Source organism: Mammaliicoccus sp. O-M54 (assembly GCF_022386035.1).
Lineage (GTDB): Bacteria > Bacillota > Bacilli > Staphylococcales > Staphylococcaceae > Mammaliicoccus > Mammaliicoccus sciuri_A.
Window position 1 is genome coordinate 18,363 of record NZ_JAJNJE010000006.1, and the last position, 22,550, is coordinate 40,912.

Annotated in this window: 28 protein-coding genes; 8 read left to right on the forward strand and 20 right to left on the reverse strand. The window is 31.5% G+C overall.

Annotated features, from left to right (window positions below):
- Window positions 1-129: 129 nt before the first annotated feature.
- The 4 genes from LQ673_RS10685 to LQ673_RS10700 form a co-directional block, all read right to left on the reverse strand.
- Window positions 130-1,014, reverse strand: coding sequence for a nuclease-related domain-containing protein (locus LQ673_RS10685; RefSeq protein WP_191835833.1), 885 nt, complete (start codon window positions 1,012-1,014; stop codon window positions 130-132).
- A gap of 91 nt (window positions 1,015-1,105) precedes the next feature.
- Entirely contained in the window at window positions 1,106-1,621 is a 516-nt protein-coding gene (locus LQ673_RS10690) for a type 1 glutamine amidotransferase domain-containing protein (protein WP_025905630.1), read from the reverse strand.
- 65 nt (window positions 1,622-1,686) lie between these two features.
- Complete coding sequence (rlmD, locus tag LQ673_RS10695) at window positions 1,687-3,048, reverse strand: 23S rRNA (uracil(1939)-C(5))-methyltransferase RlmD (protein ID WP_126477096.1); 1,362 nt, start codon at window positions 3,046-3,048, stop codon at window positions 1,687-1,689.
- A gap of 12 nt (window positions 3,049-3,060) precedes the next feature.
- The gene (locus tag LQ673_RS10700; protein ID WP_049320382.1) at window positions 3,061-3,222 is read right to left on the reverse strand and encodes an SE1561 family protein; all 162 of its coding nucleotides are present in this window, start codon (window positions 3,220-3,222) and stop codon (window positions 3,061-3,063) included.
- 136 nt (window positions 3,223-3,358) lie between these two features.
- On the opposite strand from LQ673_RS10700, the gene yfkAB reads away from it, so the two are divergent.
- Window positions 3,359-4,486: a radical SAM/CxCxxxxC motif protein YfkAB gene (yfkAB, locus tag LQ673_RS10705; RefSeq protein ID WP_025905632.1), complete on the forward strand. Its 1,128-nt coding sequence runs from the start codon at window positions 3,359-3,361 to the stop codon at window positions 4,484-4,486.
- 49 nt (window positions 4,487-4,535) lie between these two features.
- On the opposite strand, the gene LQ673_RS10710 is transcribed toward yfkAB, so the two are convergent.
- From LQ673_RS10710 to LQ673_RS10725, 4 genes are all read right to left on the reverse strand, one after another.
- Window positions 4,536-5,048 carry an acyl-CoA thioesterase gene (locus LQ673_RS10710; RefSeq protein WP_037590456.1) on the reverse strand — a complete coding sequence of 171 codons (513 nt, stop codon included), beginning with the start codon at window positions 5,046-5,048 and terminating at the stop codon, window positions 4,536-4,538.
- A 73-nt stretch (window positions 5,049-5,121) separates the two neighbouring features.
- On the reverse strand, window positions 5,122-5,301 hold the full coding sequence (locus LQ673_RS10715) for a hypothetical protein (protein WP_037590455.1): 180 nt from the start codon (window positions 5,299-5,301) through the stop codon (window positions 5,122-5,124).
- A gap of 77 nt (window positions 5,302-5,378) precedes the next feature.
- Window positions 5,379-6,608 carry an aminopeptidase gene (locus tag LQ673_RS10720; RefSeq protein WP_126477098.1) on the reverse strand — a complete coding sequence of 410 codons (1,230 nt, stop codon included), beginning with the start codon at window positions 6,606-6,608 and terminating at the stop codon, window positions 5,379-5,381.
- Between the two features lie 18 nt (window positions 6,609-6,626).
- The gene (locus LQ673_RS10725) at window positions 6,627-6,830 is read right to left on the reverse strand and encodes a DUF1128 family protein (RefSeq protein WP_025905159.1); all 204 of its coding nucleotides are present in this window, start codon (window positions 6,828-6,830) and stop codon (window positions 6,627-6,629) included.
- A 137-nt stretch (window positions 6,831-6,967) separates the two neighbouring features.
- Here LQ673_RS10725 and LQ673_RS10730 point away from each other — a divergent pair, with 137 nt between their 5' ends.
- From LQ673_RS10730 to LQ673_RS10745, 4 genes are all read left to right on the forward strand, one after another.
- Complete coding sequence (locus tag LQ673_RS10730) at window positions 6,968-7,333, forward strand: PH domain-containing protein (protein ID WP_025905158.1); 366 nt, start codon at window positions 6,968-6,970, stop codon at window positions 7,331-7,333.
- A gap of 162 nt (window positions 7,334-7,495) precedes the next feature.
- Entirely contained in the window at window positions 7,496-7,795 is a 300-nt protein-coding gene (locus tag LQ673_RS10735; RefSeq protein WP_025905157.1) for a YtxH domain-containing protein, read from the forward strand.
- Window positions 7,796-7,867: 72 nt separating this feature from the next.
- Window positions 7,868-8,935: a YihY/virulence factor BrkB family protein gene (locus LQ673_RS10740; RefSeq protein WP_025905156.1), complete on the forward strand. Its 1,068-nt coding sequence runs from the start codon at window positions 7,868-7,870 to the stop codon at window positions 8,933-8,935.
- Complete coding sequence (locus LQ673_RS10745) at window positions 8,919-9,488, forward strand: beta-class carbonic anhydrase (RefSeq protein ID WP_037590452.1); 570 nt, start codon at window positions 8,919-8,921, stop codon at window positions 9,486-9,488. The genes LQ673_RS10740 and LQ673_RS10745 overlap by 17 nt, the downstream gene beginning before the upstream one ends.
- Before the next feature lie 39 nt (window positions 9,489-9,527).
- Here the strand turns inward: LQ673_RS10745 and LQ673_RS10750 are convergent, their stop codons facing one another.
- From LQ673_RS10750 to map, 5 genes are all read right to left on the reverse strand, one after another.
- Window positions 9,528-10,157, reverse strand: a complete 630-nt coding sequence (locus tag LQ673_RS10750) for a response regulator transcription factor (protein WP_025905154.1) — start codon at window positions 10,155-10,157, stop codon at window positions 9,528-9,530.
- Window positions 10,147-11,190, reverse strand: coding sequence for a sensor histidine kinase (locus tag LQ673_RS10755; protein WP_037590451.1), 1,044 nt, complete (start codon window positions 11,188-11,190; stop codon window positions 10,147-10,149). Before LQ673_RS10755 ends, LQ673_RS10750 begins: the two co-directional genes overlap by 11 nt.
- A complete protein-coding gene (gene liaF / locus LQ673_RS10760; RefSeq protein ID WP_191835832.1) occupies window positions 11,187-11,897 on the reverse strand; it encodes a cell wall-active antibiotics response protein LiaF in 711 nt (236 codons plus the stop codon). Before liaF ends, LQ673_RS10755 begins: the two co-directional genes overlap by 4 nt.
- Before the next feature lie 15 nt (window positions 11,898-11,912).
- Window positions 11,913-12,323, reverse strand: coding sequence for a hypothetical protein (locus LQ673_RS10765; protein ID WP_224658943.1), 411 nt, complete (start codon window positions 12,321-12,323; stop codon window positions 11,913-11,915).
- A 145-nt stretch (window positions 12,324-12,468) separates the two neighbouring features.
- Entirely contained in the window at window positions 12,469-13,224 is a 756-nt protein-coding gene (gene map / locus LQ673_RS10770; RefSeq protein ID WP_025905150.1) for a type I methionyl aminopeptidase, read from the reverse strand.
- Window positions 13,225-13,321: 97 nt separating this feature from the next.
- Here map and LQ673_RS10775 point away from each other — a divergent pair, with 97 nt between their 5' ends.
- Window positions 13,322-14,317 carry an FUSC family protein gene (locus tag LQ673_RS10775; protein WP_191835831.1) on the forward strand — a complete coding sequence of 332 codons (996 nt, stop codon included), beginning with the start codon at window positions 13,322-13,324 and terminating at the stop codon, window positions 14,315-14,317.
- Between the two features lie 58 nt (window positions 14,318-14,375).
- Here the strand turns inward: LQ673_RS10775 and gatD are convergent, their stop codons facing one another.
- Window positions 14,376-15,098 (reverse strand): lipid II isoglutaminyl synthase subunit GatD, encoded by a 723-nt coding sequence (gene gatD / locus LQ673_RS10780; protein WP_037590448.1) that lies wholly within the window; start codon window positions 15,096-15,098, stop codon window positions 14,376-14,378.
- Window positions 15,098-16,408 carry a lipid II isoglutaminyl synthase subunit MurT gene (gene murT, locus LQ673_RS10785; protein WP_191835830.1) on the reverse strand — a complete coding sequence of 437 codons (1,311 nt, stop codon included), beginning with the start codon at window positions 16,406-16,408 and terminating at the stop codon, window positions 15,098-15,100. The genes gatD and murT overlap by 1 nt, the downstream gene beginning before the upstream one ends.
- A gap of 146 nt (window positions 16,409-16,554) precedes the next feature.
- On the opposite strand from murT, the gene LQ673_RS10790 reads away from it, so the two are divergent.
- Together LQ673_RS10790 and LQ673_RS10795 are read left to right on the forward strand one after the other, a co-directional pair.
- A complete protein-coding gene (locus LQ673_RS10790) occupies window positions 16,555-17,061 on the forward strand; it encodes a ferritin (protein ID WP_025905146.1) in 507 nt (168 codons plus the stop codon).
- A gap of 142 nt (window positions 17,062-17,203) precedes the next feature.
- Window positions 17,204-17,758 carry a 3'-5' exonuclease gene (locus LQ673_RS10795; protein WP_126477100.1) on the forward strand — a complete coding sequence of 185 codons (555 nt, stop codon included), beginning with the start codon at window positions 17,204-17,206 and terminating at the stop codon, window positions 17,756-17,758.
- A gap of 49 nt (window positions 17,759-17,807) precedes the next feature.
- On the opposite strand, the gene LQ673_RS10800 is transcribed toward LQ673_RS10795, so the two are convergent.
- The 5 genes from LQ673_RS10800 to rlmD (LQ673_RS10820) form a co-directional block, all read right to left on the reverse strand.
- Window positions 17,808-18,023: a hypothetical protein gene (locus LQ673_RS10800; RefSeq protein ID WP_025905144.1), complete on the reverse strand. Its 216-nt coding sequence runs from the start codon at window positions 18,021-18,023 to the stop codon at window positions 17,808-17,810.
- A gap of 118 nt (window positions 18,024-18,141) precedes the next feature.
- The gene (dinB, locus tag LQ673_RS10805; RefSeq protein ID WP_191835829.1) at window positions 18,142-19,209 is read right to left on the reverse strand and encodes a DNA polymerase IV; all 1,068 of its coding nucleotides are present in this window, start codon (window positions 19,207-19,209) and stop codon (window positions 18,142-18,144) included.
- A gap of 69 nt (window positions 19,210-19,278) precedes the next feature.
- Window positions 19,279-19,824, reverse strand: a complete 546-nt coding sequence (locus LQ673_RS10810; protein WP_037590444.1) for a DUF3267 domain-containing protein — start codon at window positions 19,822-19,824, stop codon at window positions 19,279-19,281.
- Between the two features lie 95 nt (window positions 19,825-19,919).
- Entirely contained in the window at window positions 19,920-21,044 is a 1,125-nt protein-coding gene (locus LQ673_RS10815) for a PQQ-dependent sugar dehydrogenase (protein WP_191835828.1), read from the reverse strand.
- A 106-nt stretch (window positions 21,045-21,150) separates the two neighbouring features.
- Window positions 21,151-22,524 carry a 23S rRNA (uracil(1939)-C(5))-methyltransferase RlmD gene (gene rlmD / locus LQ673_RS10820; RefSeq protein ID WP_239705793.1) on the reverse strand — a complete coding sequence of 458 codons (1,374 nt, stop codon included), beginning with the start codon at window positions 22,522-22,524 and terminating at the stop codon, window positions 21,151-21,153.
- Window positions 22,525-22,550 lie beyond the last annotated feature (26 nt).

Sequence of the window (22,550 nt, forward strand, 5' to 3'; positions counted from 1 at the left end):
GCTGTAACTTCCACTATTCGGAATTCTGGTAATTAGAATGCTGTAACTTCCATTATTCTGAATTCTGGTAATTAGAACGCTCTTACTACCATTATTCGGAATTCTGGTAATTAGCTAACTCATCTAATTCTAAATATAGTATTTCTTATATCTTTTACCTATACTTTTAAAGTTTTGTTCACATACTCTTCGAATTGTAGTAATACTATTCCCTCCTAACCACCATACTGCTTCGGTGATAGTGAATGGCTCTTGTTTTAAATAATACAGTTCTTGCAAATTATATTCATAAAGATACTTTTTATCCATGACGGACTCACAATATTGGCATGTACATTTCTGTTTGTCTTGTTCAATTTTTACTGTGAACATGCGATGACATCTAGGACATTTGATACCTGGCTTGATTTGTTCAAACGGTATTGTCACACTTTTATTGTATTGTGCATCAAATGAATTTCTTACTGATAATAGTTTCTGTTTAATTCTTATATTTTCTGATTGATTTTGATTTTTAAAAAGTTGGGTAATGGAGCCTAATTCTGAGGGTAAGATAACTTGATCTTTTAGTAGGTTTCTATTTTTGAAGTTAAAGTAAGGATTGGTAAAGACTAATTTTGAAATGACGGGTTTACCAATTTCTAAATAGTGACATAGTTTATTGAATTCATTTCTAGCTCGTTCCATTTGTATGAACGGTGAGGTAAATGTACTTCCAAAATTATTTTTTAACAACGTGTCTTCTAAATAATAAATGCCTTTATAATTCTTTATCTCGAATAAATATATTGCATAATCATCGATGACGATTGTATCTATTTGAACTTGACTATTGTAAGTAAATTGAAAGTCATTCAAATATACGATATCCGTATCACAATTTAAAATAGCACTAAAATAGTTTTCGCCATCGTTTCCACTTGATTTATTTTGAATTGATTTCAAAATATTTTCGGTTAATTCAGCGCGCCCTATTAATGACTGAAAATACTTTGTATCATACTTACTTTCCATAAACCACGCTCCTTACATATTATAAAAAAATTATATAATAGCCTGCACAAAAAAACCACTCACTATAAAAGTGAGTGGCTCATCAAAGCATCTATTGAAGCAATGCAAGTGATTCACGGTTAAAGTCTTCTAAGTCGTCTGGAGTTCGACTTGTGACGATGCCATTGTCAACGACTACAGATTCGTCAACGACTTTTGCACCTGCATTTTGTAAGTCTTTTCTAACTGACAAGAAACTAGTAACAGTTCTGCCATTTAATAAATCTGTATCAATTAATAATTGAGGTCCGTGGCAAATTGCAAATGAAGGTTTTTCATTTTGTACGAAATGTTTAACAAATTCGCCAAAACGTCCTTGTTCATCTCCACGTAATAAATCTGGTGAAAATCCGCCAGGAATTAAGACTGCATCATAATCTGCAGCATTTGCTTCATCAATACCAACTTCTACTGTAACTTTTTCGCCTTTTTTACCAGTGATTTCTTTACCTTTTTCTTCACCAATAATAACAACTTCATGTCCAGCATCAGTTAATGCTTTTTGTGGACTTGTTAATTCAACGTCCTCGAATAAATCTGTTACAACTGCTGCTACTTTTTTACTCATAATATCAATCTCTTCCTTTCATAGTATGTCTAATATTTATATACCACTTTTGAAAGGTTTTAAACTTATTTTGCAACTAATTTTGCTACGACTTCTACTTGTGCTGTTTGTGGAAACATATCAATAGGTTGCATGCTTACGACTTTGTATTTTTTAGATAAGTGTGCTAAATCTTTAGCTAAAGTTGATGGATTACAACTTGTATACACAAATGTTTTTGGATGAACGGATTTAATAAGTTCAACAGCTTTAATACCTAATCCTGTTCTTGGCGGATCAACTGTTATCACGTCTGGTTTAAAACCTTCTTTAATCCATTTATCCATAACTTTATATGCATCACCAACTTCATAGTGTACATTATGACGATTATTGAGTTCAGCATTTTTCTTGGCGTCATCAATACCTTCTTTAATGATATCCATACCTCTTACTTCTTTCGCATTTTTAGAAAGCCAAATACCAATTGTACCTGTTCCACAAAATGCATCTACAACTGATTCATTACCTGTTAAATTCGCTTGAGCTTCAATTTCACCGTACATTTTTGTAGCTTGTTCCGGATTTAATTGGAAAAATGAATCTGGCGATAAATCATAATAGTATTGACCAAGCGTTTCTGTAATTTGTTGTTTACCACTTACATGAATCGTTTGATTGCCAAGTACTCGTGATGTCTTCTCTTTATTAATATTGATGGATAAACTTTCCACGAAAGACAAATTCATGATTTGATCAATAAGAGACTTATTATACTTCAATTGATCGTCCGTACAAACTAACGTAACTTGTATTTGTTGACTATGTTTTGCTACTCTCGTAACAATATATCTTAGCCCTTGTTCTTTATTTGGATTTCTACATACTTTAACTTTTAAATTCATCAAAATATTTCTCAGTTCATTCGTAACTTGAATTGTACGTTTGTCTTGAACTGGACATTTTTTAATATCAATTAATTGATGACTGTCTTTTTCATAAAGGCCTGCAATGAGTTGATTTCCCTTCTTCTGAACAGGAAATTGATTTTTATTACGGTATCCCCAAGGATTATCCATACCGATTGTAGGTTTTACAATTTTTGTTGGGATATTTTTCGCATATTTAGTTAACGCATCTTTTACAATTTGTGATTTGAATAAAAGTTGCGCATCATAATTTAAATGTTGCAGTTGGCATCCACCACAAATATCATAAACTTTACATTTAGGTTTAACCCTTTCTTTACTACGTTCACGGATTTTGACTACTTTCGCTTCGATAAAATTTGGTTTCGCTTTTACAACTTGGACAAGTCCAACCTCTCCCGGCAATAAACCTTCTACAAATGTTATCTTCTTCTTATAATAGCCAATACCTTCACCATTAATACCTAATCGTTTGATCGTTAAAGGAAACTTCTGTCCTACTTTTACTGAAACATTCATCTATGCTCACCGTTAATCATGCATAGCTTGAACTTTTTTCTCAAGTTCATCAAGCAAAGCAATCCATTCATCTACATCAGATACTTCCATATCTTCAGGATTCATTGCTTCCATTTCATCTAAAAAGTCTGATAACCTTTGTTTGATTTCATTAAGTGATGTTTTTTTACTCATTTTAATACTCCTTTATTTTTAATAATATTATTATGAATGATAACAAGTATAAAAACAATCATAAATCAGTATTGGAAAATTTGATAACAAGTGTTACGCTCATAGATAGGAAAAAAATCAGAAAGAAGGATATATCATGATATACGACTTGAAAAGTCCTATTTCAATAAAAAACGACCCGTGGGAAGCCTATAACGATATAGATGAACATGGTTCATTACAACTGAGTAATATAGAATTTACAACGACTACACTCTGTAACATGCGTTGTGCACATTGTGCAGTAGGTTATACGTTACAATTACGAGACCCTGACACATTACCGATGGATTTAATTTTAAAGAGACTTGATGAAGTTCCTCATTTAAAAACAATCTCAATTACTGGCGGAGAACCAATGTTCAGTAAAAAATCAATTCGAGAAACTGTCGTTCCTTTATTAAAATATGCACACAAACGAGGCATTTACACGCAAATGAATTCTAATTTAACGTTACCACTTGACCGTTATTTAGAAATTGCTGAGTATATTGATGTTATGCATATTTCACACAACTGGGGAACAATAGATGAATTCAGTGAAGTTGGTTTCCATGTAATGGACAAGAAACCACCTTTAAAAGCAAGATATCGTCTATACGAACAAATGATTCAAAACTCTGCCACACTATCAGAACAAGGTATGTTTGTATCTGCTGAAACGATGTTAAATAAAAGTACTAAACCTTATTTACAAAAAATCCATAATGAAATTGTTCATGATATGAAATGTAGTCGTCATGAAATACATCCTATGTACCCTTCTGACTTTGCGAGTCAGTTAAATATTATGAGTTTAGATGAAATGAAAGATACTATTCATGAGATTTTAGACTTTAGAGATGAAGACACATGGATGTTATTTGGAACGTTACCTTTTTACCCTTGTTTCATGAATGAATCTGACCAGAACTTATTATCTAGATTAAAATCATCTAAAAATGTAAGTTTAAGAAATGATCCAGATGGAAGAAGCAGATTAAACGTAAATGTATTTTCTGGAGATGTAATCGTTACAGACTTCGGCGATGAAACGGGATCTATCGCAAATATCAAACAAGATAAACTTGAAGATGTTTATCAAACATGGATGAATTCATCTTTAGCAAAATCACTTAACTGTCACTGTCCTAAAGTGAGATGTTTAGGTCCAAATCTACTCGTAAAAGATATGTACTATAAAGATGTTGACTTTAAAGCAAACGAATTAAGAATGAATCAATAATATAATAAAGGGCTAGGATAACGATTGTTGTCCTAGCCCTTTATTTAAATTAGATATATAGTTTTGTAGACATGAAGTCTAATGTTTTCTTGCTTTCTTTTCTTCTTTCTTGGCGTAATTTCACTCTATCTTGCGCACTTTCATAGAACCATTTTTCATCATCTGTTTCTGGATAAATTGCTGGAACTTCTGCTTTGTTCCCTTCTTTATCTAAAGCTACAAATGTTAAAAAGCTATACGCTGCTAAATGTTTCTTTTGATTAATATTGTCTTCACTAATGACTTTTACACAAATCTCCATAGATGATTTACCTGCATAAGTGACAAATGAAACTAACGATATCACTTCACCCGTTCCGATTGGTTGTAAGAAGTCTACTGAATCCGTAGATGCTGTTACAACTGAATTCCCACTATGTCTCATCGCCGCGATTGCTGCGATTTCATCAATTTCCGCCATTAATTTACCACCAAACATCGTATTGTGGTGATTAGTGTCCTCTGGAAAGATTTGTATGGATTTGACACTTCTTGATTCTTTCATTGGTTTCTTCGTTTTCATATTATAACCCCGTTCGATTTTTGCTTATTTTTATTGAAAAAAATAGCCAGGTTTCCCTGGCTATACATTGTTATTAATGATAATGTTCCTCATCATCAAAGACTTTCTTCTCTAGTGCTTCTTCAGCAGTATCAATTCGTACAGACTCTCTACTATCGAATGTTTGAACAAGATACATCATTAATGCGCCGCCAAATGCAAAAATTGCGAACACAAATGCGATCATTACACTCCATTCCATTGGTGTACTCATGATATCCCCTCCTTTGAATGGCTATAAAGACTTTATTTATCTTTATTATACATGATGTATTCTTAAATGGCTATCTTTTAAAATGCCCAATTACCATCTCTAAATACTGGTTCTTTCTCACCATTTTCTAAAATGCCATCAATTGATAAATCTTTGCTACCAATCATAAAGTCAACATGTGTTGTTGAATCATTTAAACCATTTTCAGCTAATTGTTCAGCTGACATATCTTTGCCACCTTCAATACAAAATGCATACGCAGATCCTAATGCAATATGACAAGAGGCATTTTCATCAAATAATGTATTATAGAATAACGTGTTCATGTTAGAAATTGGTGAATCAACAGGTACTAATGCTACCTCACCTAGTCGTTTTGAACCTTCATCTGTTTCAAGAATCGATTTCAAAATTTCTTCACCAACACCAGCTTTATAATCTACTACTTCACCATCTTTAAATGTTAAAGTAAAGTCATCAATAATATTACCTGAATAGCTTAAAGGTAATGTATTACTTACTGTTCCGTTAACACCATTTTTATGTGGTGCAGTAAATACTTCTTCAGTAGGCATATTCGCTACAAAGCTGTTGCCTTTTGAGTTTACAGAACTAGCACCAGACCAATATTGACCGTTTGGTAATTCAATTGTTAAGTCAGTACCTTCTGATTTGTAATGCAATGCTTTATATTTTTTGTTATTTAAATAATCCGCTTTTTCATGTAATAAGTGATCATGTTCTTCCCAAGCTTTCACTGGGTCTTCTTGATCAACTCGTACTGTTTTTAAAATTGTTTCAAGTAATTTATTGACCGCTTCATCATCACTTAATTCAGGGAACATCATTTTAGCCCAACCAACTGATGGATATGAAGCAACACACCAACTCATACGATCACTTTGAACAGCAACCATATAGTCTTTAAATGCTTTTCCGTTTGCCGCCATAGATTTGCGGATCTTGTTAGGATCAGCATCTTTCAAACTATCTGGACTAGATGAAACAATTGATAAGAACGCTGCTTTTCTATCTAAATAATCCATTTTTTCATCAATATCATATTGTTTAACATTCTCAAAAAATGATTCAGGTTCATATTGATATTTAAGCTGTGCAATTCTATCATCTTTGTAACTAACTTTTACATCTTCTGCCCCTATTTTGTATGCTTCCTCAACAACTAAATGTACAAATTCACTTGCATCAATTGAAGCTTGAATATATACAGGTTCTTTTTCCTGAACATTCAAACCAACTTTAACTAATAACTCTGCATATTTTTGAAGCTGTTTTTCATAACCCATTTGTTTAACCACCTTTGTTTATTTTCTAAGGTCACCTAAAGCTTGTGTAATAGCTGTCATTTCACTAGCTGAAATGTTTTTTCTAGACATGACCATAGTATGTATTTCTTTCAATTCTTCTTTCTTTTCTTCAGGTATTGCATCTTTATTCAATACACTTGTATTTACTAATCGTAGCTTGCCTTTTAAATCATCTACCATTTGTTCTATTGATTCAGTCATATTTTTTATCATCCTTTCAAAATTTAGTTTAGCAAAAAGTAATTATAATTAAAACTATCAAACTTATATATTCACTTTACAATTTATATGAATATTTTATACAATAAACATGAATTATAAGGTGAGGAGTGATTCTAGTGGCTGTTCAAGATATACTTTCATGGACGCTTTTCGAACAAGTTGCAGTACCAGATAATATTTCGCAATACCTCGTTGATGGCGAAGAAGCTTATAGTGCTTTTAAGACATTTAGAGATACTGCAGTATTTACAAACAAACGAATTATCATTCGTGATATGCAAGGTATCACCGGTAAGAAAATAGAAACTTACTCTATACCTTATAACATTATACTGATGTGGTCTACTGAGAATGCTGGTAAACTACTTGATTTAAACGGTGAAATCACATTATGGACGAGAGCTGGGCATTTTAAAATTAAAATAGGCAGAAATTTAGATATTATGCCTTTTGAAAAGCTATTGTCTAATGCACTATTATAAACTACAATTGTGTTTATATCTCTAAATTTATGGGAATAAACAACATTAGTGATATTTATAACATATATTAACGCCTATATTCTCTAATTTGAGATTCATATGTGATATGATATGTAGGTCAATGTTAATTTAAAGTTATATTCTTGAAAGGGGAAAAACATTATGCAAAACAAATTAGTTCCTGCTATTTTAATAGGTGGTACAATTGGCGCAATTATTGCATTAGCTGATAAAAACACTCGCCAATCATTATCAAACCAAGTACAAAACATTAAAGAAGGCAACACTTCAAGAGAACCTTCTAAATTAGATCAAATTAAAGATGAAGTTCTATACTGGAAAGATGTAATCGAAGAAATTCGTCGTAAAAATCCAGAATTAGAGCAATCAATTATGGATGCTAAAGATACATTCATTGAGAAAAAGAATCAAAGACAAATCTCAGGTTCAAACCATTCATAATTTATATTAAAGACTAGGCTTATTCATCTAACCTAGTCTTTTTTAACATCATATTAAATTAGGAGAATTTATATGGGAAATGATAAATCGAGCTCAAAATTTTTAGAACAAGCTAAAAACTTTAAAGACGAACAAAAAAAGTCTATTAAGAAAGAATATTATATTCCACCACAAAAATTTGAATCTAAGACAGCAAAGAAAGATAACCAAATATTTTATGTTTCAAAGATTAATAAGCCAGCTAAATTTACGAAAGACGGTAATATTTTATCAACTTTAATTTACAGAATCGGTAAGGATAATGCTACAGGACTTGCAGCACAGCTTTCATACTATTTCTTACTTGCGTTATTCCCTACTCTAATATTTGTGTTAACGTTGATACCGTTATTCCAAGTCAACCCTGATACAATTACAAATATGATATCAGAAAATGCACCTGGCGATACGGCAAAGTTAATTACTGGGATAATTGATGACGTTATGAATAATGCTAGTGGTGGCTTATTCTCATTCGGTTTAATCGCAGCATTATGGTCTGCATCAAATGGTATGACTGCTTTAATGAACGCATTTAATGTCGCTTATGATGTTGAAGATGGAAGAAATGCTATCATACTTAAAATCATGAGTGTCTTCTTCACAGTTATTATGGTTGTTGTATTCGGTATTGCAATAGCACTACCTATATTTGGTCAACAAATCGGCAATTTATTATTTGGTCCTTTAGGATTAGAATCTGAATTACGTTGGATATTTAGTTTAATAAAAGTCGTATTACCATTAATTGTGACGTTTATCGTGTTCATCACACTTTATACACTTGCACCAAACATTAAAATTAAATTATTATCAGTTGTTCCTGGTGCAGCTTTTACAACAATTGCATGGTTAGGTTCAAGTGCTTTATTTGGTGTATATGTTAATAATTTCGCTAACTACTCTAAAACATACGGTAGTATCGGAGGTATTATCGTATTGATGATTTGGTTATTCTTAACTGGATTAATTATTATCATCGGTGCAGAAATAAACGCAGTACTACATCAGAAGAAAATGCTTAAAAATGGATCACCAGAAGAACAAGCATTTAATAACTTAACAGAAAACGGTGATATGACTAATGCCTCTATTGAATGATATTTTAGAATATAATGCAGCTTTTATAGAAAATAAGGAATATGAAAATCTCATAACAACAAAGACACCTAACGCTAAAGCAGTATTGCTCACGTGTATGGATACGCGATTAACAGAACTTTCTACGCGTGCATTAGGCTTTAAAAATGGCGACATCAAAGTTGTTAAAAACGCTGGCGCAACTATTTCTCATCCATATGGTTCTACAATGCGAAGTTTATTAGTAGCGATTTATGCACTTGGCGCTGAAGAAATCATTATCATGGGTCATAAAGACTGTGGTATGGGGAATTTAGATGTTGATTCAGTAATAGATACAATGAAAAGCCGTGGTATCACAGATGATACACTAAATACAATCGAACATTCAGGTATTAATATTCATCAATTCTTAAGAGGATTTGATGATGTAACTGAAAATGTTCAAACAAATATACAAAAAGTATATAACCATCCATTATTTGATCAATCTGTTCCGATACATGGACTCGTAATTGATCCACATAATGGTGATTTAGAAGTGATTCAAAATGGATATGAATATACTAAATAAAAGAAGTTGAGCTCCTTTCTGGAAGCTCAACTTCTTTTTTTATGATATTAAGTTATGTTGAAAGGCATATATAACAGCCTGTGTTCTATCTTGTACTTCTAATTTACTTAATATATTGCTAACGTGCGTTTTAACTGTCTTAATTGTAATATGTGAGGCACTTGCTATTTCTTGGTTTGAATAACCTTTAGCGATTAATAATAATATTTCCATTTCTCGTTCAGTCAACATTTCGAATAATTCAGCTTTCTGGTTCATTCTATTTCTCATTTTTACAAGTACTTCTGGTTCAAAAATAGACTCTTTATTGTACGTCTTACGTATCGCATTTGCGATATCATCCGCAGAAGTCGTCTTTAATATATAACTATCAACACCTGCATCTAAGGCTTGGTAGACTTCATTATCTTCAATGAAACTTGTTAACATGACGATTTTAACACTTGGTTGATGCTTTTTTATATGTTGTGTTGCTTCTATACCATTCATATCATCCATCACTAAATCCATTAAAATGACATCGGGTTCTAATTCTTCAGCTTTTTCAATACCTTCTCTTCCTGATGCTGCTTCCCCTATAACGGAAATATCTTCTTGTGTAGATAAATAACTAGAGATTCCGATTCGAACCATTTCATGATCATCTACAAATAATACTCTAATTGTCATATTGTTCCTCCTTATTATTTGGTACCTTAACTTCAATACGCGTTCCCGATTCAGGCATTGAAATAATATTGAGAGTGGCTCCAATTTCTAATGCACGTTCATTCATTGTATTTAGCCCATAACTCTGTGGATCTCTTTTAGATGTGTCAAAACCTACACCGTCATCTTGTATACGTAATATAACATAATCATTCGTATCTATTAACTCTATTGAAACTTTTGTACCTTTAGAATGACGTAACGTATTAGATATGGCTTCTTGAGTTATACGGAACAGATGGTCTTCCGTACCTTTGGCTATTTCTATATCTTCTATATCATAAACAACTTTCATTGGTATTTTTTGTTTCAAGTCGACTACTAAATCTTTAATACCTTCACCAAGGGATTTATTTTTTAATCCTAAAGGTCTTAAATGTAATAATAAAGCACGCATTTCTAATTGCGAATCTTGTATCATTTTTTCTAATAAGTCTACTTGTTTAGCTAATGGCTCTTTTAATTCTGATGATTTAATTGCAGATAACATCATACTTGCCGCAAATAATTGCTGACTTACAGAGTCATGTAATTCTCTTGCTAATCTTTGTCGTTCATCTTCTATGATTTTTTTAACGACAGAATCTTGCATTTGATACGATTCATTAATTATTTGTTGAGACTTTAATCTCAACGTGTATAGTTCTTCATGCAACGGAATTAATGTTTGATAAATTTCTAAAGTTTCTTTGTGCAAATCAATTTCATGGTGATTCACACCTAACATTTCTCCTTGAAAAGATCTTTCGATTTGTTCTTTAATCCAATGGTGCTGTTGATTAATTTTGTAAGCTACTGCAGTCCCTATTATGATACATAGTAAAATCACTACAATATTGATAAACAGGAATGCTGGTACACCTAATATTTGTGTGTAAAATAAACCTTGAAAATATATAATATTAATAAAAATTCGATCTAAGAAAAATAAAATGCCGACAATTGTATAAACAAGAATAAGCATTGAACCTATAATTCTCGTGTAGTTATTCATCGATAAATCACCTCAACATCTCCCATAAATGTTGAGAAGAATATATTAACTTTAAATGAATTTTTATGACTATTTTCCTCATAATGTACCGTTTCATTTTTCACTCTATACACTTGATCATTCATATATAATCTGCCATATAAAGCAGTTATATGTACATGTACATGGTAATTATAAGGAACAATAATTTGCGTCTTTCCAATATACTGTCTCACGACAATAACATTATGCTCAGATAAATTAGCAGCTAAAGATAAATCTAATTCAATATCTCCAATTGCTTGTTGAATTTGTATATCTTCCCATTTATAAATATAGTGTGGTGTCTTTTGTGGTGAGAACCATCGCTGTTTTATAAATGATTCGTTAATATTTTCATTGGACGTTTGATCGACATGTTCTACTCTTAATGGTTTCTTACGATATATAAGATATCTAATAACTAAAAATACTAAGAATAAAAATAAAATGGCAAGCATATATGGATTAGAAAGTAATGCATAAATCATTAAAATGGCGCCTATCCAAAATATAATTAATCCCCGTAATTTATGAAAATATAAATATCCTACATATATAAATATCGTACCCATTACAACAACGAGTAATAAGCCTATTTTCTCAAAGAAAATATAGTAAATGTTTGATAACAAAATCAATACAGATAATACGATCAACAATTCCGTTGATATAAATTTATTCTTCAACATACCACTCCTTTTTTAGAGAAGTGAATTCATCTGAGTAAGCATCGTACGCTCAGCTATCGTATCAGCAATTTTATCTAAAGTACTTTTCATAGCTTCGTCAATTTTCGCTAATTCACTTTCTAACATATTAATTTGCTTTTGTAACCATTGTAAATCATGATCTTCTAATTTTTTAGCACATTTAATTTTAAAATCTTCAATCTTGTCCATATACTTATTGTCTAATTCTAAAGTATATTTATCAATTAATTTACTTAATTGACAACGTTTTTGTTCAAGATACGTTAAGTACTGCTTCATAGCTTTAATTTTAACATCTAAGCGCTTAGCACATGTATCTAAACTTTCATAATAAGAAACAAGAATTAATTGCTTTAATTGATCTGAAACAACATTAAACATAGAATCACCTACTTCTGTCATATTAGACTCTATTATAAAATGTTATTTCAAATCTAAAAATGGACCTAGGATTGAATTTTCAATAGGACCTTAGTCTTAGGAAAATAAAAAGGAGTAGTATAGAATCTTGTATGTTTAATCAATTCTATCCACTCCTCTTATATTTTTAGTCTTCTAATTTAGTTAATAATAATGGTCCTTCTTTTGTTACAACAATTGTGTGCTCAATTTGAGCGACGAAACTTTTATCTTTCGTTTCAAATGCCCAATCATTTTTACCGTCGCTAACGATTGTTGCATTAGATGAGATAAATGGTTCTACTGCAAGTACCATACCTTCTTTAAGCAATTGTTTTTCTAATGGATCATAATAGTTCATAACATGTTGTGGTGAATCGTGTAATGAACGTCCAACACCATGACCAGTTAAGTTTTTAATAACTTTTAAGCCATTTTTACGTGCTGTTGCATTTACTGCTCTACCTATTTGAGATAATTTAGCGCCTGGCTTAACTTTCTTCATTGCTTCTTCAAAAGCCATAGCTGCTACATCTACTACTAATTGTTTTTTCGGATCATCTGCATTACCAACAACAAATGAAATACCTGTATCTGCATAATAGCCATTTTTACGAGCAGAAACGTCTATATTTACAAGATCGCCTTCGTTAATCACACGTTTACCAGGTATACCGTGCGCAACCTCTTCATTTACACTTATACATGTGTAACCAGGAAAATCATACTCTGCAATAGGTGCTGATTCTGCTTCTAACTCTTCAAATCTTTCCTTTGCGATGTTATCTAATTCTTTAGTTGTAATTCCGGGTTTAGTTGCTTCTTTTAACTCATCACGAATTATTGCACAAATTTTACCTATTTCTTTTAGGCCTTCAAGTTCTTCATTGTTTTGAATTATCATTTAAATCCCGTTCTTTCTTTTAAAATTTTTTTGTCGTTTATCATTATATCAGAAAATGCATGTTATACTATAAAAAAATGATTTCGGAGTTTTGAATATGAAAGAAAATTGGTTATCTCGAATTATCGGTGCAAGAATTATTAAAACTGGATTAGCAACTTTTTTAACTGCTTTAATATGTATGTCTTTAAATTTAAATCCTATATTTGCGGTTATCACATCTATTGTGACAATTGAACCTACAGCTAAAGCATCCTTAAAGAAAGCATTTGTTAGGTTCCCCGCTTCAATACTTGGTGCATTTATTGCCGTTATTAGTACATACTTCTTTGGAGAATCACCTTTAAGTTATTCATTAGCAGCAACCGTCACAATTTTAGTTTGTTATAAGCTTAAATTATTTGATGGTATGTTAGTAGCTGCCATTACAGCTGTTGCAATGGTTCCTGTTATCCATGAAGCATTTGTATATAATTTCGTATCACGATTAGCGACGACTACAATTGGACTTGCAACAGCAGGCATCGTCAATTTTATTATTTTGCCACCTAAATATATAAATCAAATAGAAGACATCAATCATAAAATGGATCAAAGTATTTTAGAAATATACATATCTAGACTTAAAGAACTCTTACTAGGTGAATATGAATCTGCCCTATCCATGAAAAAAGTATCAACATTACAACAACAAGCCACTAAAATTGAACAACTTATCAAATACCAAAAAGAAGAATACGATTACCATAGAGCAAAGAAAGAATCTAAATCTCATATTAGAAAAGTCGAAATGAAATATCACATTAACCGACTACTAAACGCACATTTATTAAACCTAGTATATTTACCAGAGAATACGCACATCGTCTTTACCGAAAAAGAACGCACAGCAATCTCAAATTTCATCAAATCCTATGAACACTTAATAAAAGAAAATGAATATAAAAAACAAAAAAATGCAGCATCCACTTTAAAAAATAGTGTTAAAGGGCTGAACGAATTTGATGAAAACCAAATCAAAAGTCACATTATTTATGAAATACTCATGATTAATAAAATTTTAAACGATAGATATTCAAGATTAACAAAATAACTAAGCTAAAATATTAAAAAGCGGCTGAGACATTAATTTATGTCCCAGCCGCTTTTTATTATTTTGCTTTTAACAATCGTTTAATAATAGCTTGTTTTGCCGCTTCTTCAACTGTATTGTCTAGTTGTTCTGGTTCGAATGTTATACCTTTTCGGATACATGCTTGTTTTAATAAGTAATCGGTGATTTCGTGGTTTTTAGGTAATATTGGTCCATGTAAATATGTTCCCAATAAATTTTTATAATGGATACCTTCTTTTTTATCTGTATCATTATTACCATAACCATCAACGACTTTACCTAATGTAGGATATTCGTGATATGTTCTTCCACCATGATTCTCGAAACCGACAATTTGTCCAAATGTTTCTGATTCAATTACAATATCACCGATTAGACGGTCTTTCTTAGATTCTGTATAAATATCAAGAATGTTTAAACCTTCTAATCTTGTTCCATCAGGTGTTACATACTCAGATCCTAAAAATTGATAGCCTCCACATATTGTTAAGGTTGGCATACCGTCTTCAATTGCATCTTTGAGTTGTGTTTTAATTTTCTTTAATTGTTCTGTTGCTAAACTTTGTTCTCTATCACTTCCACCGCCTATAAAGAAAATGTCACAATCATCTAAACTTAATTGATCAGTATCTGTTATATCTATTACTTCTACTTCTATATTACGCCATTTTGCACGTTGTTTCAGTGCAATGATATTGCCAATATCGCCGTATAAATTTAATTTATCTGGCATAAAATGAAATATTTTTATTGATGACATTACGCTTCCTCCTTGAAGGCTTTATTCAATGTTCGATGCATTGGTGATAAAGATGTATAGTTTGGAATTGCAACTGTAAACTGATTGTATGTCATTGATAGTTCCGTTGCCTTTTCTATTGAATGTTCTATAATAACTTCCACTTCAACTTCAGCATATTTCAATCTTAATGCTAATTCTTCAGCTCTTTGTCCTGTACAGATGATGGCTTTGATATTCTGTCTAGATAATTTCTCAAAGTCTGCATCATAAATCCATGAAATATCTCTTCCATCTGCACCATTATCATTCAAACTGATTAAATAAACTTTTTCTCCATCAATTTGTTCACCAACAGATAAACTTGCATTCAGACCTGCAGGGTTTTTAGCTAAGTTAATAAGCGCTTCTTTTTTACTATTTCTATAGTATTGCATACGCCCATTATCAGAAGTATATGTTTCAAATCCAGCTTTAATAGATTGATCATTTAAACCTAATTCTCTTAATACTGAATAAGCTGCAATGACATTAAATACATTAAAATCACCAGCAATCTTCATATCAAAATGTGCATCATTTAAGCCGACATGTATAAATGGTTCCTGTTTAAATGCTGTCACTTCATATTGTGGAGTCGCTCTATTGAATCCACATTCACATGTATAATGACCAATTTGGTTGTAATGTATATGACTATAATTTAATAATCTACCACAATTAGGACAATATTTACTTTCAACCATTGTACTTTGTTCAAATTCATGTATCCCTTTTTGCATACCATAATATACGATGTCATCACTTGCTATTTTCAAACGACTAACGAAAGGATCGTCTGCATTCAATAACAGTTTAATACCTTTATCTTTGATTGAGTTGGCAATATTATCTACCATCGTATCGATTTCACCAAATCTATCCATTTGGTCTCTAAAGAAGTTTGTCACTACCATCATAGAAGGTGTCATTTCTTTTAACACTCTTGGTATAGAACCCTCGTCTATTTCTATAACAGCAATTTTAGTATTTTTATTAGATTGAACAATAAAGCTTGAAGTAATCCCAGCTGCCATATTGGCACCTTCAGTATTATGTATAATTTCAATATTGTTCTTCTTTAATGTATAACCTATTAAGTTCGATGTCGTCGTTTTACCGTTCGTACCACTAATCATCACGATTTCATCTACTTCATTTGCTAACTTTCTTAAAATAAGCGGGTCTATTTTTCGAGCTATTTGTCCCGGAAGATCCGTACCTTGTTTACCTACTTTTCTACTAGCATATCGAGCTAGCTTTGCTATATTTTTCGCAACATACTTCTTCATACGTTACCTCCTTGTTCTGTCACATCATTATACCACGTTCAAAAGCTTTAAAAAAAGTGTTTAACTGTATCAAATCATTGGTTTCATTTTGTTGTTATTGTATAATAAAAATGTAAGTTAAAATTATTATAGAAGGGAAGATTTCTATGTTATCTAAAAATATTTTAGATGCTTTAAACAATCAGTTGAATCATGAATTTTACGCAGCACATGCATATATGGCAATGGCAGCTTATTGTGCAGATAAGAGTTACGATGGATTTGCAAACTTCTATATTCAACAAGCTAAAGAAGAACGTTTCCATGGTATGAAAATATATGACTATATTAACGATCGTGGTGAAAAAGCTATTTTCACAGCTTTAGATGCACCTAAGACTGAATTCAGTTCTTTATTAGAAACATTTAAAGATGGATTAGCTCAAGAACAAGATGTTACACGTCGATTCTATAATTTATCTGAAATTGCTAAAGAAGAAAAAGACTTTGCTACAATTTCATTCTTAAACTGGTTCTTAGATGAGCAAGTTGAAGAAGAGTCTATGTTTGAAACACATATTGACTACTTAGAAAGAATTCAAGAAGACAATAACGCATTATTTATCTATGAAAAAGATTTAGCTTCTCGTCACTTCGATGAAGATGCTGAATAATTTATAGTCTTACAATACTTAAACAAGACCATCTCCATGAACTATTCATGGCAGATGGTCTTTATTCATTCTATCTACATACCATCATCATTTACATTATTCCAACAAATGTTTATAATAACTTTCTAAAGGAAGTGATGGCATGTCTTCATTTGTAGCACTTGATTTTGAAACAGCAAATGGAAGTCCGGAAAGTATTTGCTCTGTCGGAATGGTCAAAGTAATTGATCATCAAATTACAGAAACTTTTTATACATTAGTGAATCCCGAAGATTATTTTTCAAATATAAATATTAAAATTCATAAAATTAAACCTTCTGATGTGACAAATTCACCTACTTTCGATGTCGTGTTTCCATATATGATGGATTTCATCGGTACACTACCTGTTGTAGCACATAATGCTAAATTTGATATGACTGTATTGTTTAAATCACTCATTAAACACCAAATCGAAATTCCTGAATTAACGTATTTTTGTTCATGTATACTAGCTAGAAAAACAGTCAACAATCATAGATATGGACTTGCGCCAATGATGGATTATTATAATATTGATTTTAAAGGTCACCATCATGCGTTAAATGATGCTAAAGCATGTGCGATTATTACGTATCGATTGTTAAAACATTATCCAGACTTAGATGCTGTATTAGATATTTACGGCAAAACATTAACCGATAAAAAATATGTATAAATAAAAAGCTTCTAGGATATCATGACGCATCCTAGAAGCTTTTTTTTATTTACTCTTTGTGTTGGAATTCTTTTTTTATGTCTCTTTTTAAACTCGCTTTATTAACAGGTCTTTCTAACTTTCTATCAACCCAGAATAATAATATTGCTATCGCAATAATACCTAGTAATTTGATAATATCGAATGTACCTGTTTCAATGGAACTTTTAATAAATAAAATGATTAATAATACTGTAATTGCAATAATTGAAAATTTAAATTTCATATCAATCTCTACTTTCTTATTATAAGTATTAATAAATACCCACTTCTCATTTAGTCGAAACGCGCATTCAACAATATTCAGAATACTAAGGATACATGATGATATCAAGTAAATCGGTTTAAATAAAATCATATATTGTTAAATTGCGATACGTTCTCGAAACTAAATTCCCGATTGATACACCTACTAAACGTATAGAAGTAACCGGATCTTTTAATGAATTATATAAATCATATGCTATATTATATATTTCAACTTCGTCATAGACTGGTGTATGACTACTTGTTTGTTTAGATAATGTTTCAAAGTTATGTGTCTTAAGTTTAACTGTTATCGTTCGTCCTGCTAGTTCATGTTTATCAGCTCTATTGGCAACTTCCGTACTCAATTTTCTAATCGTATTAAGTATAAAGTCATCATCATTTTGATCTGTTTCAAATGTTGTTTCTCGACCGATTGATTTTCTAACACGTGTTGGTTTCACTGGTGAATGATCAATACCGCGTACTTTATTATAAAAGCTTACACCACGTTTACCGAATAATTGAATCAATTCCATTTGGTCATATGCGTATAAATCTTTACCACTATTGATTCCCAATGATTTCATCTTTTCTTCGGTTACTTTTCCAATACCCGCGAAATCTCCTATTGGCAACGACATCAACAAATCATGTACATTCTCATAATCTATTACAGTCCGACCACTCGGTTTATTCATACCGCTTGCGAGCTTTGCTAAAAATTTATTATAAGAAACGCCTGCTGAAGAAGTAAGATGCGTCTTATCATAAATATCTCTTTGAATGTATTGTGCAATCGTTGACGCAGGTAAGTCTTTTCTCACAAGTTCAGTAACGTCTAAATAAGCTTCATCTAACGATAATGGTTCAACAATATCTGTATAACTTTTAAAAATTGCCATTATATCATTCGACACTTCTCGATAATAGTTAATTCTTGGGCGTACATAATAACCATCCGGACAAAGTTGATGTGCTTGAGCCATGGGCATAGCTGAATGAACACCAAATTTACGAGCTTCATAACTAGCTGTCGAAACAACCCCTCTACCTGAAGCACGTCCACCTATAATCACTGGTTTTCCTTTTAATTTTGGATTATCTCTTATTTCTACTTGAGCAAAGAAAGCATCCATATCAATGTGAATGATTCGCCGTTCCATTCTAAACACCTCTACAAAAAAATAGGAAGTTGGTTGCCCAAATTCCTATATATTATATCAAAAATCTTTTTAACTTGTTGATTGAACGTCTTTATTATCCGTAAATAAATTAATGCCTACTTCTGTATCTTCTACATAATTCATCTGTTTATTACTATAAATCACTTGCGCCATGTAAAAATCACCGATACATGCAGCACCATGAAAAGCAAATACATAAATAATAGAAGTGACTTGAAGCCATAATAATACAATTAATAATCCTATACTAATTAAAACAAATGGTGCTAATAATATGATATAAAATTGTTTTCTTGTAAAAATAGCATTTGGCATCGTTGCATAAAACATGCCTTTCATATATCCATATTTAACTTTTCCCTTTGGGTTAAATATTTTAAAACAAATACCGTGTATTAACTCATGGATAAACACTAATATAATTAAACCAACTAACCCGACTATAATATTTCTTACAAAGCCTTCTTCATAAATATATATGATATTCGCAATTAACTTAAAACTAATTAATATTAATGAAAGAAATAAAACAAATTGTAAAAGTGCTAACCTTTTTAATACAGATATATTGTTAACTAAGTCAATTTTAAGCATCCAATACCCCCGTGAAACCATTTCTTAATAACCTTTACATAATGATTATAAAATATAAATTCAATTTATACTAATGATTTTATGCTCGGTTTGAATTATGAATTTAATTGACTTAGTGAAACTTTATACATCTTATCATCGTTTTTAGATGGATTACCCCTACCATCTGTATTGTTACTTACAAAATATAAATCATTATTTACAATGTAAACATCTCTAATTCTTCCATATTTAGTCGCCACTTTTTTCATTTCATCTTTTTCTACATCAAATTTCATAATACCTTCTCCACGCAATGCAGCAGAATAAATGATCCCATCTTTAAATGCGATGCCTGAAGGTGCCCAAGTATCATCTGATCCTGAAGTAAATATCGGGGTTTCCATATTATTATTTTCTTCATTACCTTCAATCACTGGCCAACCGTAATTATGCCCTTTTTTAATCTCATTTATTTCATCATTAGCTTGATTACCATGTTCACTCGCAAACATCTGTCCATCTGGTGTCCATACAAGTCCTTGTGGATTTCTGTGACCGTAACTATAAACATATGAATTAGACATCGGATTATCTTTAGGCTTACTACCATCAAGATTAATTCTTAAGATTTTACCACCTAATGAATCTTTATCTTGCGCATTTTGTTCGTCTGAAGCATCTCCAGTTGTCGCGTATAATTTATCATCCGGTCCAATTTTCAACCGACCACCATGATGATATTGACCACTCGGTATTTTATCAATTAATACCTCTTCTTCTTTCCACGTATCATTTTCTAATTTTAATTTTACGATACGATTAAACTGGCCATTATCTTCATATGTGTAATACGCATATGCTTCTTGAGAATCTTTAAAATCAGGTGCAAGAACGAATCCTAATAAACCCGCTTCAGCAGCAGTAGAAACTTCCTTATCTAAATCTACTTGTTGCTCAGTCTTTTTATTGCCATCAATTTTAATAATTTTGCCAGGACGTTCTGATAAATAAAACACATCATCTGATTTCGCAATACTCCACGGTGTATCTAAACCTTGAGCTACCGTTTCAATACCTTTAGTTTCTTTACGTTCTTGGTTGTCATCTGACTGACTCTGTTCATGTTCCATTTCATTCTGAGTTTGCTTATCTTTATCTTCAGTTTCATCACGCGAATCATTACCACAAGCAGATAAAATAAAACTAGCCGAAATTGCACTGATCATTAGTCGCTTCATAAACAACCCTCCTTACATTATTTATACAGTTGTAAACACTTTCACACAAACATAACGCTCAAAAACCCAAGCCAACGTATAAGTTGGCTTGGGTTTTTGGTGAATTCTATTCTCTTATTTTTTCGATTAAAGCTACTGTTTCGACGTGTGTTGTATGTGGAAACATATCCACTGGTGTGATTTCTTTTAGTTGATAACCGCTATTTTTCAACAATTCTACATCTCTCACCTGTGTTGCTGGGTTACAGGAAATATACACGATTCTTTTTGGTGATAATTCGATTAATGTTTCAATAAATGTTTGATCGCATCCTTTTCTTGGTGGATCGACCATTACAACTTCTGGTTTAACACCTTCTTGTTGCCATTTTAAGATGATCTCTTCTGCTTTTCCTGCTTCCCATGTCGCGTTGTCTATATGGTTGATTTGCGCATTTTCTTTTGCGTTTTCTATAGCTTGTTCTACGACTTCCACGCCATAAACGTGTTTTGCTTTTTGTGACATGTATGAACCTATTGTCCCAATACCACAATACGCATCTATGACTGTTTCTTCTCCATCTAATTGTGCATATTCTAGTGCTTTATGATAAAGTTTTTCTGTTTGTGTTGGATTGATTTGATAGAAAGAAGTGTCGGATATTTTAAATTCATATTCAGAAAGTTTATCTGTAATTGTATCTTTCCCGTATAAAGTATGTGACGTATGTCCCATAATAACATTTGATTTTTCTAAATTAATATTATGTTTAATGCTGACCACATTTTCAAATTCTGTTTGTATAAAATCAATTATTTTATTTTTATGGCTAAGTTGTTTACTATTCGTCACGAATATAACCATTGTTTCTCCAGTATAATAACCAGTTCTCAAGATGATATGTCTTAATTCACCTTTATGTTTTTGTTCATTATAAATACTGATGTTTGTTTCATCTAAAAGTTGCTTAAGTTTCTTCATAATTAAATCATGCTTTTCATCTTGAATCATACAATGATCTATATTCACGATATCGTGACTTCTTTGTCTATAGAATCCTAGTTCAATTTCACCAGATTTATTTTTCCCGACTGGTATTTGAGATTTATTACGATAATGCCACGGATTCTCCATACCAACTGTGTCGTGAATGATTGTATCTTCAAAATGTGATTTTCTCTTGAATAGATTAATCACTTGTTCATTTTTCATTTCTAATTGCGCATTGTAACTTAAATGTTGAAGTTGACATCCACCACAAACTTTATAATATTCACATGGTGGTTCAATTCTGTCCTTTGATGCTTCTTCAATGGAGATTAATTTACCAATAGCAAATTGCTTTTTCACTTTGATGACTTTAAATGAAATGGTTTCATCTTTAATTGCATTTGGTACGAAAATTGGATAACGATCGAATTTGACAACACCATGCCCTTCATGTGTAAAATCGATAACCTCTCCAGTATATATTTCATTCTTATTTACGACTCCTGCCATATTAACTCCCTCTTTCACGATAAACA

Bases quoted from the DNA above. Each gene is read 5' to 3' on its own strand.
- LQ673_RS10815 (WP_191835828.1), bottom strand. From the start codon at position 21,044: ATGAAGCGACTAATGATCAGTGCAATTTCGGCTAGTTTTATTTTATCT.
- rlmD (WP_239705793.1), bottom strand. From the start codon at position 22,524: ATGGCAGGAGTCGTAAATAAGAATGAAATATATACTGGAGAGGTTATC.
- yfkAB (WP_025905632.1), top strand. From the start codon at position 3,359: ATGATATACGACTTGAAAAGTCCTATTTCAATAAAAAACGACCCGTGG.
- murT (WP_191835830.1), bottom strand. From the start codon at position 16,408: ATGAAGAAGTATGTTGCGAAAAATATAGCAAAGCTAGCTCGATATGCT.
- LQ673_RS10735 (WP_025905157.1), top strand. From the start codon at position 7,496: ATGCAAAACAAATTAGTTCCTGCTATTTTAATAGGTGGTACAATTGGC.
- LQ673_RS10720 (WP_126477098.1), bottom strand. From the start codon at position 6,608: ATGGGTTATGAAAAACAGCTTCAAAAATATGCAGAGTTATTAGTTAAA.
- rlmD (WP_126477096.1), bottom strand. From the start codon at position 3,048: ATGAATGTTTCAGTAAAAGTAGGACAGAAGTTTCCTTTAACGATCAAA.
- LQ673_RS10745 (WP_037590452.1), top strand. From the start codon at position 8,919: ATGCCTCTATTGAATGATATTTTAGAATATAATGCAGCTTTTATAGAA.
- LQ673_RS10755 (WP_037590451.1), bottom strand. From the start codon at position 11,190: ATGAATAACTACACGAGAATTATAGGTTCAATGCTTATTCTTGTTTAT.
- LQ673_RS10685 (WP_191835833.1), bottom strand. From the start codon at position 1,014: ATGGAAAGTAAGTATGATACAAAGTATTTTCAGTCATTAATAGGGCGC.
- LQ673_RS10700 (WP_049320382.1), bottom strand. From the start codon at position 3,222: ATGAGTAAAAAAACATCACTTAATGAAATCAAACAAAGGTTATCAGAC.
- LQ673_RS10710 (WP_037590456.1), bottom strand. From the start codon at position 5,048: ATGAAAACGAAGAAACCAATGAAAGAATCAAGAAGTGTCAAATCCATA.
- gatD (WP_037590448.1), bottom strand. From the start codon at position 15,098: ATGTCATCAATAAAAATATTTCATTTTATGCCAGATAAATTAAATTTA.
- LQ673_RS10800 (WP_025905144.1), bottom strand. From the start codon at position 18,023: ATGAAATTTAAATTTTCAATTATTGCAATTACAGTATTATTAATCATT.
- LQ673_RS10690 (WP_025905630.1), bottom strand. From the start codon at position 1,621: ATGAGTAAAAAAGTAGCAGCAGTTGTAACAGATTTATTCGAGGACGTT.
- LQ673_RS10765 (WP_224658943.1), bottom strand. From the start codon at position 12,323: ATGACAGAAGTAGGTGATTCTATGTTTAATGTTGTTTCAGATCAATTA.
- LQ673_RS10810 (WP_037590444.1), bottom strand. From the start codon at position 19,824: ATGCTTAAAATTGACTTAGTTAACAATATATCTGTATTAAAAAGGTTA.
- LQ673_RS10775 (WP_191835831.1), top strand. From the start codon at position 13,322: ATGAAAGAAAATTGGTTATCTCGAATTATCGGTGCAAGAATTATTAAA.
- LQ673_RS10740 (WP_025905156.1), top strand. From the start codon at position 7,868: ATGGGAAATGATAAATCGAGCTCAAAATTTTTAGAACAAGCTAAAAAC.
- LQ673_RS10715 (WP_037590455.1), bottom strand. From the start codon at position 5,301: ATGAGTACACCAATGGAATGGAGTGTAATGATCGCATTTGTGTTCGCA.
- LQ673_RS10725 (WP_025905159.1), bottom strand. From the start codon at position 6,830: ATGACTGAATCAATAGAACAAATGGTAGATGATTTAAAAGGCAAGCTA.
- dinB (WP_191835829.1), bottom strand. From the start codon at position 19,209: ATGGAACGGCGAATCATTCACATTGATATGGATGCTTTCTTTGCTCAA.
- LQ673_RS10790 (WP_025905146.1), top strand. From the start codon at position 16,555: ATGTTATCTAAAAATATTTTAGATGCTTTAAACAATCAGTTGAATCAT.
- map (WP_025905150.1), bottom strand. From the start codon at position 13,224: ATGATAATTCAAAACAATGAAGAACTTGAAGGCCTAAAAGAAATAGGT.
- LQ673_RS10795 (WP_126477100.1), top strand. From the start codon at position 17,204: ATGTCTTCATTTGTAGCACTTGATTTTGAAACAGCAAATGGAAGTCCG.
- LQ673_RS10750 (WP_025905154.1), bottom strand. From the start codon at position 10,157: ATGACAATTAGAGTATTATTTGTAGATGATCATGAAATGGTTCGAATC.